The sequence below is a fragment of the Paraburkholderia sp. genome, from assembly GCF_036488505.1.
In the GTDB taxonomy this organism is placed as follows: domain Bacteria; phylum Pseudomonadota; class Gammaproteobacteria; order Burkholderiales; family Burkholderiaceae; genus Paraburkholderia.
In genome coordinates this window covers 1-13,564 of the sequence record NZ_DASXHN010000244.1, presented here as the reverse complement: position 1 = coordinate 13,564, position 13,564 = coordinate 1, and the positions used below count along the sequence as shown (strand labels likewise).

General features: G+C 60.5%; 10 protein-coding genes. 2 read left to right on the top strand and 8 right to left on the bottom strand.

Annotated elements, in window-relative coordinates; genetic code table 11:
* A partial coding sequence (locus tag VGH68_RS15065) for a TIGR03118 family protein (protein WP_331604445.1) occupies window positions 1-868 on the bottom strand: 868 nt, incomplete at its 3' end.
* A gap of 783 nt (window positions 869-1,651) precedes the next feature.
* Here VGH68_RS15065 and VGH68_RS15060 point away from each other — a divergent pair.
* Both VGH68_RS15060 and VGH68_RS15055 read left to right on the top strand, forming a co-directional pair.
* On the top strand, window positions 1,652-2,524 hold the full coding sequence (locus VGH68_RS15060; RefSeq protein ID WP_331604444.1) for an endonuclease/exonuclease/phosphatase family protein: 873 nt from the start codon (window positions 1,652-1,654) through the stop codon (window positions 2,522-2,524).
* A 449-nt stretch (window positions 2,525-2,973) separates the two neighbouring features.
* Entirely contained in the window at window positions 2,974-3,444 is a 471-nt protein-coding gene (locus VGH68_RS15055) for a ribonuclease (RefSeq protein ID WP_331604443.1), read from the top strand.
* A 266-nt stretch (window positions 3,445-3,710) separates the two neighbouring features.
* On the opposite strand, the gene VGH68_RS15050 is transcribed toward VGH68_RS15055, so the two are convergent.
* From VGH68_RS15050 to VGH68_RS15020, 7 genes are all read right to left on the bottom strand, one after another.
* Window positions 3,711-6,143 (bottom strand): filamentous hemagglutinin N-terminal domain-containing protein, encoded by a 2,433-nt coding sequence (locus VGH68_RS15050; protein ID WP_414696945.1) that lies wholly within the window; start codon window positions 6,141-6,143, stop codon window positions 3,711-3,713.
* 584 nt (window positions 6,144-6,727) lie between these two features.
* Window positions 6,728-7,741 (bottom strand): Gfo/Idh/MocA family oxidoreductase, encoded by a 1,014-nt coding sequence (locus VGH68_RS15045; protein WP_331604441.1) that lies wholly within the window; start codon window positions 7,739-7,741, stop codon window positions 6,728-6,730.
* 274 nt (window positions 7,742-8,015) lie between these two features.
* The gene (locus VGH68_RS15040) at window positions 8,016-9,197 is read right to left on the bottom strand and encodes a serine hydrolase domain-containing protein (protein WP_331604440.1); all 1,182 of its coding nucleotides are present in this window, start codon (window positions 9,195-9,197) and stop codon (window positions 8,016-8,018) included.
* Between the two features lie 215 nt (window positions 9,198-9,412).
* The gene (locus tag VGH68_RS15035) at window positions 9,413-10,627 is read right to left on the bottom strand and encodes a mechanosensitive ion channel family protein (protein ID WP_331604439.1); all 1,215 of its coding nucleotides are present in this window, start codon (window positions 10,625-10,627) and stop codon (window positions 9,413-9,415) included.
* Window positions 10,628-10,993: 366 nt separating this feature from the next.
* Window positions 10,994-11,797 (bottom strand): hypothetical protein, encoded by an 804-nt coding sequence (locus VGH68_RS15030; RefSeq protein WP_331604438.1) that lies wholly within the window; start codon window positions 11,795-11,797, stop codon window positions 10,994-10,996.
* Complete coding sequence (locus VGH68_RS15025; protein ID WP_331604437.1) at window positions 11,798-12,394, bottom strand: ankyrin repeat domain-containing protein; 597 nt, start codon at window positions 12,392-12,394, stop codon at window positions 11,798-11,800.
* A 209-nt stretch (window positions 12,395-12,603) separates the two neighbouring features.
* Complete coding sequence (locus VGH68_RS15020; protein ID WP_331604436.1) at window positions 12,604-13,317, bottom strand: glutathione S-transferase C-terminal domain-containing protein; 714 nt, start codon at window positions 13,315-13,317, stop codon at window positions 12,604-12,606.
* Window positions 13,318-13,564 lie beyond the last annotated feature (247 nt).

The window sequence follows — 13,564 nt, the reverse complement described above, 5'->3', positions numbered from 1 at the left end:
CGCCGCTCATCGAACCGAAGCTACCGGGCGCTTGCGCTATACCCCATGGCGCGTTTAGCGGTCCGCCCGTCGCGAAGCGCTGCTTCAGGTTGCCCGCCGTGTCGTACACATCGACCATGCCGAGTCCCGCGCCCGCGACATCGTCGTGCCTGGCCGCATCCTGCATCGCGTAAGTGACGAACAGATTCGAGCCGATCGCCTGAATTCCAAACGGGGCGAAGCCGGCCGGAATCGCCGGGTCCGTGAAGGCACCTGGCATCGCGACCTTGGTGAAGCTCGTATTGAAGATATCGATCTTGTTGTTATGGAAGTCGGTCGCGTAAAGGAAGTTGTTGCCGTTCACTGTGGCGAGCGCGAGACCCTTGTACACGGCGCCGCCCGTTCCGTCGTCGTACATCACGAACGCATTGGTCGGTCCGACGGTGGGCGCCCAGGCAGTGATGGTGCCGCCTTCGCCCGCGAAGATGAATGCAGCGACACCGGACTTGCCGTTTTCCGTGACGGTGAAGCTTTGTGTGCCGTTGAAGACGATGCCCGTGGGCGAAGCTGAACCGTTCTTGCCGTCGGGTATCGTGACGACCAGCGATTGCGGCACGCCGTTGCCGTCATAGAGCGTCGCAACATTGGTGCCGTTGTCCGCGACCCAAACAAAACCTTTCGGATTGAAGGCGACGCCCCATGGGTTTTTCAGGTTCGCGTCAGTGTACGCGGCCGACACCACGCCATCCGACACAAGGGCCGCCACCGTGAACGACGACTGCATAGGTGGGGTTGAATTATTCGAACCGGAGCCGCCGCCGCATGATACGAGAGTGGCGATGGCCGCTCCGCATGCCAGGACGCAGAACGTGTCGATAAGAGACTTCATGACCATACCCCTTGTTCGATTCAAAGGCCGTAACGGTGATAGAACGAGGAGGACGCGGGGTTTATTCCCGCGACGAACGGGTCATTTCGTGCGCGACTCCGTGCAATTGCAATGACGGGACTGGCTAAATAAAAGCGAATGGTGTGCACCGAATAACACGCGCGACTATTCCATTCGTCCGGCCGAAAAAGTTGTGAACGCGTGGGTCGTGCTGCAAGCCATCAACAAATAGCCGCAAGGACCTTACCGGATCGCCTCGCCGAGGGGACCCGCAATGCCGTCTGCGATGCATGCGGACGGAAAAGTTTCTGCACGACGGAGGCGGACTATCTCTTGTCGCCGGGGTTGTTGATGTGAGATGGTGCTGGCACCAGTCCCGCCTCTATCTGCAGCACCGCCCACGGCGTCCGGAGACCGACGGGCTGGAAGGATCCCTGCCGCCAAGGTCCGCTGCCTCGTGCGGTACCGACGCTCGAGCGTCCGCCGGAGCGCGTGGGCGAATGGCCGGAGATGGCCGGAGGACGGACCGGAAAGTGACCGATGGCCGGCCGCTATCCGGCTCTGCTTGTGTTCAAACCTCCGTCTGGAATGCACGTCACTATCGGCTGGGCCGATTTTGACGGCTGGAATGGCGTCACGTGCAGCGTCGCTGGGAATAACCTAACGTATGAGTCGGTCGCTCACAATCAGGCAAACAGTTTGTCGTTTCCCGGGCATTCACGGCTTATCCGTTTGACGTCGCGGCGATAGGCTGCGAATCGTGGCTTCTGAAGGGGGGACGTCATGCGTCTCGTCGACTGGAACATCCAGTGGGGACGCGGTGTAGACGGCCGCGTCGACCTCGCCCGCATTGTGCGCGAGGCAAGGGCGCTGTGCGATTTCGACATCCTGTGCCTTCAGGAAGTCACGCGCGGCTTTCATGAGGGACAGGCGCAGGGCGGATTGGAAGGCGGTCCCTCGGCCGATCAGTTCGCCGAACTCGCCGCGTTGCTGCCGGGCGCGACTGTGGTCGATGCGATCGGTTCCGATCTTCCGCCTATCGGGGCCGCACGTCAGCGGCGTCATTTCGGCAATGCAATCGTGAGCCGACTGCCTGTCAAGCAGGTGCTGCGTCATTCGCTCCCGTGGCCGGCCGACCCCGCCAAGCCGTCGATGCTGCGTGTCGCTCTCGAAGCGGTGATCGAAACCGATATTGGTCCGCTGCGCGCCTTCAGCACTCATCTTGAGTTCTACTCCGAAGCACAACGGCTGGCGCAAGTGGCGAGGCTGCACGAATTGCATAAGGAAGCGTGCGACCATGCCCGCCGTCCCGCAAAAGCGGAAAAATTGGACAGTCCGTTCGCCGAGACTGCACGTCCGATGACTGCCATCGTGTGCGGTGATTTCAACAGCGCTTTCGAAAGTTCTGCTTATTGCAGGATGCTGGAGCCGATTCCTGGCGCGCCCGCCTTCGCCGACGCATGGACCTGCGCGCACCCCGGTGCCCGGCGGGCCGCGACAGTCGGTCTGTACGATCACGCGCAATGGTCCGACGGACCGTTCGCATGCGATTTTGTTTTTGTCACCGAGGATTTGAAGCCGCACATTGTGGGTTGTGACGTGGACCCGAATAGCCGCTCGTCCGATCATCAGCCGCTGTGGCTCGAATTGCGCTGATCCACGACAGGGATAGGGGCAAGCCATGGCTACCGCGACTAGGGCGACAAGCGCCGAACCCCGCGGCAACCTCTCTGCAAGACGCGCGCCGGGCCTCTCGTATGAAGCCAGACGACATCGAGATCAACATCGCCCGCGCCAACCTGCTGACCGGTCAAGCAGGTACACGGTGAACGCCATGAAGGTCGGTTTTCTGGGCGGAGCCGACGTTTGAACGTCCGCGCGAAAGCGTGGCCCAGCGTCCGTAGTTGGCCGATGCCTGCCTGATGGCGACGGATAGCACGCACCCCTCAGCCGCCACTCTGGCTTCAACGCCGCAAACCGTATATCGGCACAGTCGCCGCGTACCCTGTGCCGACTTCCGTCCGAACGTTGATTTGCTCCGCCATTAGCGATACCTTTACATCTATCGTAGTCGTCGAGTTCTGGTCAACGAGGGGAATCGTTTCATGAAGAGAGCGTGGGCTTTCTCATGCATCGTCGCCTTGAGCGCGATCCTCGGCGGATGCGGCAAGGGGGGTTCGCAAAACGTCACTGAGGCGTCGGGCGCATCCGCGAGCCAGTCGCCGGTTCAGTCAGCGCAGGGCGCGAGCGGTACACCCACCGCATCGGGCGCGCAAGTGACGGGCGCACTGGGAACTGTCACCAACGCACAGTTGCCGGGGGAAGCAGCCGAGACACTCCGGCTGATCAAAGCGGGCGGCCCCTTCCCCTTTGCGGACGACGGCGTGTTGTTTCGTAACAGTGCGCTTTTGCTGCCGAAGCATCCGCGCGGCTACTACCACACATACACGGTTCGCACCCCGGGCTCGACGGATCGCGGGCAGCGCCGGATCGTATGTGGTGGACCGCGCAGGCAGACCGGCGACTGCTATTACACCGACGATTACTACGCCAGTTTCAAGCGAATTGCAGGATGACGAGGGGCCCTGCTCCTGCTCCGCGAAATGTTACCTATACACTCAAGAGCGTTGCTGCTGACGACAGCGGACCGTTGCCGGCCCGACTCCGCCAGTCGCCCGGTTGCGACCTGTACGGCTCGTGTCCGAGCACAGCGGACATTCGTGAGGCGCAATCGTCGGCGTGTTCGCGGCCTTTGCGGACGCGTGCGTTGACGCAAATTCGTGGGCAAGATCATCCAGGATCGAAAGCCCGCTTGCAGCCCTACTGACTGACTCCGCGCCTATCATTGCGCCAGTTGCCAGCGCAGCACCGGATGCGTCGCGCCAGCAGGCATCGCCCACGCCCCCGTCGGGCTGAAGTCATACCCCACGAAGGATGTCCGCGTGCTCATCTGAGCGGTGGTCAGCCCATTCGCCGTGGGAATCGGCGTACCGTACACGACGCCGATTGTGGCGCCCGTGATGTTGGTGTTCCAGTACACATCGTTCGCAATCGTGCCTTCGTTGGACCGCGCGATGCCGATCGGTCCATACAACGGCTGGTTCACCGGACCGGTTGCGAATGACTGGGTGATTGTCCCTGAGTTATCGACGACGAGGGCGGCCCCGCCGCAATGCGTATTGGAGGGGCGGCATTCCGTAAACATCGTAGAGCCGGTTGCATAAGACTGGCTGATCGCGCCACTGTTAGAGCCGACGAGGCCGCCACCGCCCGTAGCGAAATAACCCGACACTGCGACAGGCCCCGTGGCGAACGACTGGCTGATCAGGCCGCTATTCACGCCCACCAGACCACCGCCCAACCCCCGCGAACTCACATCGGCGCTGCTCGAAGAACGCAGGATCGAGCCGGCGTTGACGCCCACGAGCCCACCGGCTGTCGAAGAGTCGAAAAGCCCATGGTATCCGGTCGCGACCGTGCCGGCCGTGCTTACGCGCAGGACAGTACCGTTGTTCAGGCCGGCGAGTATGCCAATATCGAACTGCGCGGTCCCTACGAGCCCGCTGACGTTAGCCAAGTTCGCCGTGCCCGAAATGTCGAGGTTGCGTACGACACCCTGGGTACCGATCACACCGAACATGCCCGCTAGTGGCTGTCCGCCCCCGTAAGCCAACAACCCGCCCAGCGTGAGCGAGGTGATCGTATTGCCTTGTCCGTCGAACTGCCCCGTGAACGGTGTGCTGACGTTGCCGATTGGAACGAAGGGGCTGTTGCTCGTCGCGCTCGCATCGATGTTCCTGCCGAGCGCGTAGTTACCGTTGAGATCGTTGCCAACCTTCGTCAGATCGGTCAGGGAATTCACCAGCCGGTACGTGGTGATCTGCGTAACCAGGCCGCTGAATGCGGGGGGCCTCCATGCCGGGTTGCTCATCCGCGTACCGGCAACGTATGTGCCGTTCATGTCGTAGAAGGCGCTCAGCGCACCGGTGCTCTTCGACCAGTCGAGCGTGCCGTGGTTGGTGACGCTGCCGCCGTTGTTGATGCCGGTTGCGTCTGCGCGCAAGCTGAGATTGCCCGCGCCCTGGTTCGCGATCTTCGCGCCGCTCCCGATCGACACGTCGCGGTACGCGGCGAGCGTCAGAGAAGCGGGACCGCTCCAGTTCAGGTTCGATGCGACGTCGATGTCTCCCGTCGCGCCTGTCGCGCCTGTCGTGGTCACATGGACGGATGTGCCTGAATTCAGACTGCCGCCCAGTGCGCGTGCAGCGGATGGGTCGATCGTGAAGCCGGGCGTCGACAGATTCCATTTGCCCGCATGCACGGCTGCCGTGGCGCCGAACGCCAGTTGCGCCGCGTCGGTGTCGACCGTTCCACCGCTGCCGCCCGCGTTGGCGGCCGTGATCACGCCCGACTGCTCGACCCGACCTTTGTCGGCGACGAGCCACACATGGCCGTCGCGATTCGCCGTGCCCGTCGCCCGGATGCGCGTGCCACCGCCGGCAAGCGCGAACACGTTGCCATCGGCGGCCTGCAGGCTGATCTGCGCGGCTGAGATGCTTCCGCTGTTGACGACCGAACCTTGGCTGCCGGTCTGCACGAGCACCTGTTTGCTGCTGGCCGAGTCCTGCAACAGCACCTGTTCGCCGACGGCCAGTTCGGCGGTGCCGTTCGGCGCGGTGATCGTGCCAGCGTTGGTCACGGCGCGTCGCGCGATCAGGAAGATGTCGCCGCCGGTCGAACTGATCTTGCCGAGGTTGATCACGCTTGCTTCCGAATTGCCCGACAGAGCAAGCGCGCCGCCGTTCATGAACGCGTTGTCGTGTGTGTCCAGTGTGGATGCAACGAAGCGTCCGCCCGTCGTCACTGCACCGGATGGCCCCACGACGATGCCCTGTGGATTGATTACATACAGGCTGCCCGTTGCGCTGAGCCTGCCGAGGATGGCGGACGGGGAACCACCCGTCACGCGGTTCAGCGTCGCGCCAGTGCCGTTATTGAATGTGACGCTGTTGTTCGCGCCGATCGAGAAGCTGTTCCAGTCAATCACACCGCGCGTCGAACCCGGTTGTGTGATCACCAGTCCGTTGCTCGCGCCCACTATCGAACCGGCGCCGGCGACGTAACGGCCGCCGTTTGGCAGGATGCCCCCCGCGCACGCCATGTGCGTCGAGCAGAGTTCAGCGAACGAAATGCCGATTGCGAGCCAGATGCGTCCGGCTGAATGCTGACGATGCGCTATGCATCGCGGGGTCCGCGATAGTTCTGGGCGTGTCATAGATGCCCCTTTCCGCGTGGGCGCGGACTAGTTGCCGACACTTCAGCGGATGACACCTTAGCCATTTCTGCTCCCCGTCAAAAGAGATATCCGCAGTGGAGAAATCTTTTGCACTGCGCGGCGGTCACTCAAGACTAGGCGACATCTTCTAAGCTGGCCGGTTATTTTCGCAGTCGAAATGTGAGCTTCCGAACTGACAACCGGACAAGTTTCCGCAACATGATTCGGATGATTCCGCTCAAATTTTTTTAACTCGGAAACGTTCAAAACAATCATCTCGCTGGCTAAGGGCAACTGGCCCATTGCTCATCTCGCGTTGCGATGGTCCGTTATCTAGATTGAAAGCAGTCGCTTGGGTGTCACGTGGGCGGTTAAGGCGGACGACGGCTCCTGGCCCGTTGGGGGTCCGCTGTCTCCTGATGTGGCCGGCCGCAGCCGATTCATCCCGAACGGTCGCGTTCGGGCGTTTCATAGGCCGCATCCGAAACCAAGGTCAACGGTGCGTCCTGTAGCGCGCGAAACGTGGCTCTCGGCTTCGGCTCTTCTTGCACGTTGAACTTCGCAGGTTGCCCCTGCGGAGCACGTCAAGTTTCGAGGATTTTCTCCCATGCGCCCGATCGGGACGAGCGGAACACGGCGTCGATCACTCGCATATTTGCGCGCGAATCTTCTAGCGGAATAGCCTGCGGGCTTCCACTCAATATCGCGTCCGCGAATGTGGCGGCCGCGATCCCATATTGATCGCACACCGGAAGTTCCAGCCAGCGATCAGTCCCGATACCGGCGCTTGTGTTGTCACTCAATAACAGACGCGTCGGTCGATCGCCTGGTGCATTGAATGGAATCTCGACCTCGATCCGCCCGTTGGTACCGTGAAATTGCATCCGCTGATAGTTATGGGTCTGAGTCGAGTAAAAGAAACTTGCCTGCACACCGTCGAAGTCCATCAGTACAGAGCCAAGCCGGTCCACTTCGAATATGGGATCCTGCTCCATCAGGGCAACCACGCGCGTTGGCTCAGACCTGGTAATGAAGCGCGCCGTTGTGATGGGGTAACAACCAATATCGAGCAGACCGCCGCCACCCAGTTCGCTCTGGTTGCGGATATCGTGCGGGTTCGCGTTGTTATAGGTGAAGCCGCCTGTCACCGCCCGCAATCCGCCAATCGCACCTTCGTCAATCAAGGTCCGCACCTTCAACCATTGCGGATGCGTGCGAACCATGAAGGCTTCCTGTATGTATCGGCCGTTGCTATCGCGTGCAGCGATGAGTCGTTCAACCTGTTGGGCGTCGAGCCCGATCGGCTTCTCACACAGGACGTGCTTGCCCGCCTCGACGGATTTGATCGTCCATTCCACGTGGATGTGATTGGGTAGCGGAATATATACCGCGTCGATTTCCGGGTCCGCCAGGAGCGCTTCGTAACTGTCGTATGCGACAGCCAAACCATATTTGGCTGCGGCTTCCCGAGCCTTCTCCTGAGACCGCGACGCGATGCCCTTCACCCGACACTTTGGCGCGCTGTGCATGGGCACGACGACCTTGTCGTTGATCTTCGCGGTGCCCAGGATCCCCCAGACAATTTCATCCCTTGCCATCACAATCCCTTTTCCGATCAAATATCTGAGAGTAGAGCAGGCCGAACAACCGCGTGAGTCGGCAAGTCCATGAACCCGCGAAGGACCACAGGCATTTGATTGTGCCAGTTTTACTCCGTGATTACGCTCGCGGATACAAGACCGCTCTCGACCACCTTCGCAATCGAACCGCCGTTTGCGGAGGAAGCTGACGATTGAGGCTCATATCCTTCTGGCGATCCTGTCAAACGACGCACCGCAAGCCCGAAGGGGCGCGCGATCGCACACGTGCGCGTCACCTGGCGCCGTACGCGGCGTCGCGCAGATCGATTGTGTATTGGCCGTTCATCCCTTCGTAAAGCGTGTTCGACAGCGACACGACGGTCAGCCCGCGTGCGCGGTCGACGAACCACGAGTGACCGTATACACCGCCCCAGCGCCACGTGCCTGGCGATTCCGGCGACGCCGCTGCGTGTGGATCGCGCAGCACCGAAAAGCCGATCCCGAAGCCAACGCCGGGCCGGTCCGGCAAATCGAAGGTGCCAGTCTGCACGCGTCCCATCTCGTCCACAAGGGCGGCTGGCAGCAGTGCGCCGCCGCCCGCGCGCAGCGTGTCCAGCACATGCAGCACGTCGCTCACGCTGCCTACCATTCCCGCACCGCCCGACGCGAAAGCGTGGGCGTCGAGCGCGCGCGCCGGCGAGTACGTGACACCGACAGTTCCTTCAACTGCAGGTACAGTTTCGTTCTCGGCGAGCCGGTGCGGCTGCGGCGTATCGTTCACGTACGGTGTCGCGAGCCGCGCGGGATCGACCGCGACGAACGCCGTGTCTCGAGCGCCGAGCGGACGGAGCACCAGCACATCGACAGCTTCGGCGAGGGGCATCCCACAGACAGCCTCGATCAGCGCGCCGGTCACGTCGAGCGCGACTGAATAGCGCCAGCTCGTCCCCGGCGCATACAGCAGCGGCGCGCTCGCGATCCGGCGTACGTTTTCGTCTAGCGTGATGGCCGCGCCGTCGAGCCCGTCCGATACCCCCGCGCGTGCATATGGCCCGTTCGCGTCGGCTTCTGCAAAGCGATAGCCGAGGCCCGCGGTATGCGTAAGCAGCTGCCGCACCGTGATTCCCGGCACGCGGCCGTCAGGAAGTGCCGGGCGGAAATCGGCCAGCCAGCGGGTGACGTCATCGTCAAGCGACAGTTTGCGTTGCGCCACGAGCACCATTGCGGCCGTGGAGACGATGGGCTTCGTCACCGACGCGAGCCTGAACAGTGTGTCCTCGCGCATCGGCGTGCGCGATTCGCGGTCCGCGAATCCGGCCGCGCGGTGATAGACGAGCCGTCCGTCGCGCGCGATCAGCACTACCGCACCGACCAGACGTTGCGCGTCGACAGCGCGAGACAGCACCGCATCGACGCGCTCGGCGAGGGCCGCATCGGCGGGCGGCTGCAATGACGATGCTGGGGTGAAGGGCATAAAGGGCTCCGTCGTGATCGGTCTAGCCGACATGTTAGGAGAGCCTTGGTCGCGATCACCATTAACCCGTACGCCCGAAAGGGCTACACGCCCTCGCAGGCTATCGCGTGCAACGTCGGCAGTGGCGGGTTAATAACAAACGTGGGACCGTGACGCTCACTGGGTCCTCGGACGGAGAGTGAGCGGTCGCCCATGGCGGCCGGCTGCTGTGCAGATCACAACTGCCGCGTCGACGGCCTTTGTTCCTGCCAGCAGCGCAGCCCGAACAGCGGTATTTGCCCGTACGCATGATCGAGCATGTCCGATTGCAGGTTTTCGTACGGTTCCCAGCGTGTCTCGTCGACGTAGAGAAATATCTCCAGCGCGACGACAGGCTGGGTCGACTGCACCTGGCGGATGACGATCGGCATGTCCTGCCGGACCGCTTGATGATCGCGAAAGTATGCATTCAGATAGAGGCGGTACAGACCGAGGTTCGTGCGATGCCGGGGGTCCCCGGGCGCAACTTCCGCTAGCGGCCTGTCAACATCGTTGCAGAGTTGAACGAGCAGTGCGTCGTCTGGAAAGCGCACGGTCTCGGCATCGAAATGTATCGCATGCTTGACGCGTCGAGCGCCCGACTCAGTGATCCCTCGCCAGTTCTTCATACTGTTCGTGAGCAGGACGTAGCTCGGCAGCATCACGATCGAATTGTCAAAGTTCTGGACCTTGATCGTGTTCAGTGCAATGTCGATCACGGTGCCGTCGGCGACGAAGCCGGGCACTTCAATCCAGTCGCCCACCCGCACCATGTCGTAAGCGGTCAGTTGTATGCTGGCCACGAAGCCGAGCAGCGAGTCGCGGAAAATGATGATCAGAAGCGCCGTCATCGCGCTGAGGCCGGTGAGGAAGTAGGCCGGGGAGCGTTCCAGCAATACCGAGATCCCCGCGATCAGCGCGACTACGTAGAGCACGATGGTTGCCGTCTGCAAGAAGCTTTTGATTGGCCTCTCGCTTGCTGCGGGGAAGTGACTGTAGCGCTCACCGATACTGTCGAGGAGCGCGAGCGCCGCGCGCAGCAGCGTGTACACCATGTAGCATGCCGCGAGCAACGCCAGTGGATGGCCGAGCGCCGCGACCAGCGGGAACGTGAGTCCGGTGAGCAGGGGGGCGGACGCATAGAGGATCAAGGCTGGCACGAGCGGGGCGAGCCGATCGAACACCTTGTGGGATTCGGCGGCACGCAGCAACTTGCGCTGCGGCTGGCGGGCAAGGCGGCCGACGATCCTCAGCACGATCAAGCGCGTCACGTAGTAGCAGATCGCGCTCGCGAGCAGAATTGTGAGCAGCAAGGCGGCGACGACCAGAAATGCGATAAGCGGGCTGTCGGTATAGACATGGAAGTGATGCCAGTCCGGACCGCCCTCGATACGCAGCGCCTTGGCGAACATGGGCCCCTCCAGTGTTGGCGAAACAGTTCGCTGGAATGTCGCATCTGGCCAATCGCCTGTGACGACGCTGGGGCTCAGACGCGGCCCCTGCTGGTGATAGCCGCTACGTGCGCACCAGTCTGACTTGCGGCGCGCACCGTGCGAACTCGTTGAGGCAGCGACGCCTTGATGCAATGAGCGCAATCATACAATTCGCAGTTTGAACGATCCAGTGGCTTGCCCGTCGACAAGCTTCTTCAATCGAGGGGGCGGCGGCACGGATAGTGGTCGCTTTGGCTCGCCGTTGACGGCACGACGAACGATCACCGTTACGTCCCGACTTGGCGTGCGTCTGGGAGCGGCCCCGAAGCGGCTTGCATCTGTCGCTCAAAGTTTCACGACTTCACCGCCCGAAGACGCCAGATAGGCGCGCTCGCGCTCTTTTACCCAATCTCGTCCTGGCCAGCAGAGAATTACAACAACCGGAGTAAGTATGCAAAAGAGAATCGACATACTTATCGAGAACAGGTCATTGTTCTCCAACAATACTCGTGCAGCGGGATAGGCAAACAAATAAACCGAAAACAGAATAACAAAAAAATATTTAAATATAACGCGATCTGCGCCTGCGATCAAATACAGATCTACGAGCGTGCGCGAAAAGAAATTCCACGTTGCCATAGCCAACAAGACGCAGCCAATGGTGAAGACGAGCCACGGAGATACGCCCCACGCAAACTCTATATGCCCGACATCGCCATGCTTGGTAATCGACCGAAGCACGACGTAACTTATCAACTCAGACAGATTGGAAACGTTGACCCAAAGGCAGAAATAGAAAACGTAAGGGTAGCGTCGTATTTTTTTCAAGCGAATGACGCGCAAACTTATCAGATACAGCAATAGCGTGGCAACGAATGGCCCGGCGAAAGCGATCATTCCTATCGCAAACTTGTCCCCGAAAAGAAATATCAGGAAATAGTTAACATGCTCATCGATCCCGTCCACGAACAGGACGTTCTTCCAGTCGAAACTTCCGTAATCGATATCGAAAGGTTTGAGTTTGTACCCAAACAGCCATGCGGTTATCGAATGGGCGTACTCGTGCGGGAAGGCGGAGACCCAAAGAGACAGAATAAAGAACACCGGCGTTAGCATGACAAAAGCAACAAGGCGATTCGGTTTGTCCATCTATTCACTCCGATTGCAATTCAGCTTCGCCAGCTTCTTGTTCCTGTTTATGACCCGCGATGTTTCGTGAATCCCGAGCCATTCGTCCGCTGTCTGGCGTGCAGTAAGATGATTTTTGTCTGTCATGCATGGGTCTGCGCCATACGACAATAGCAACGCGGCCGTCTCCGCATTATCGGATGCGACAGCGGCCATCAGCGGCGTAATGCCGTCTTTAGTGGCCCGATTTATCTCCACGCCGTATTCGTACAAAGTCTCGACAATCGCGAGATCACCTACCGTTGCAGCAATGATCAGGGCCGTTATGCCGCTGCCATTCTCGGTATTCGCGTTTGCCCCACGCGTCAGCAGGTAGCTGACTACTTCGGGGCGTTCATTGATTATCGCGTAAGACAGGGCATCCAGGCCTTTAGTATCTTTTGCGCTAATATCGGCACCTTCTTGCACCAGTTGTTGAACTTTGGACAAGTCCCCGTGTTCGGCCGCTAACGCAAGCGGGCTTGTCTCCGGTGATTTTGCACATGCACATAGCACGAATAGAACAGGTAACACGGACAACGCGAGGGATCGTTTGCGTAGGGTCTTATACGTAAGCATCACGACACTCCGCCCTCGTCACAGAGGAAACCTGGCTAGTGCTTCCAGAGGTGCTGCCCAATCGCGCTGGTTAGAGGATAGGACTCTGAGCAAACTATGAAAACTTTATTTTTTGGCAAGCGTGTTGTCCAGCATCGCGCGCTTCAATGTTGCAGCTGCACCGGCGGACCGTCGAGTGCGTCTGCAGATCAACCGACCTTACGCGTCATTCACGCTGCCGAATCCTTCCCAGCCGTGCCGATCCGGTCATGGATGGCTTCGCAATGGTGCACGAGCGCCGGGCGCGAAAGCACGTACTGCTTCAACGGCGTATCGATCTCGTAGAAATAGATATTGGCAACGAAGCCATAGATTGCCGCGTCAACGGTGGCAGGATCGCGGCCGAAAACATAGCTGGTGTCGCCGAGCACGTCCGCCACGACGCGCAGATTCGCGATGCCTCGCGCATAGATCTGCTCCGGTTCATATCGGCCGATGCCCTGATAGTGGTACCGCAGGCGGTTGTATTCGCGAGCGGCTTCGAGATCACTCGCTTGAACGTCCGGGTGGGCGGCAAGCACGGCGTCGCGAAAGGACGGCCAGAAGCGCTCGTCGCGCCAGCGTGAAAAGCTCATGGTCCAGTACAGGTCGTCGAGGGTTCGACGGACCATATAGTCCAGATTCAACTGCTCTCGCGAAAGCGCGCAGTCGATGTCCAGATCATACTGACGTGTTAAATGAGCAATGATGCTGTCGCTGTCGCCGATCGTATCGTCGCCATCGACGAGGTAAGGCAGTTGGCCACGGGGCGCAAGGCTTGTGTCGAGGACATGACGATGCTCGAAGGCGAGCCCGCACAATCGCATGAACGCAAACACCTTCAGGCCAAAGGGATTGTTATCGGCGACGCCAAAAAGATCCGGATAGGAATAAAGCGTCAGCATGAGCTCTCCTTTCTTGCGACACGAAACGGATCACAAACGCCGGCATGAAAATGCTGAGCGTTCGTTGGACATGGTACTGCATTCCCCACGTCGAGCCCAGCGGCAAGGCTACCGGTCCAGGTCCGCTGTTCGCTGCGAAGGGGCCACTCAAATGCTTGCGTCGTGCTTGCCGTTAACCCCGCATTCTGAGGCTGTCCGCTTGATGCGCGACCTAGGCGGCCTCGCCGATTCCCTGCACATGTGCTAA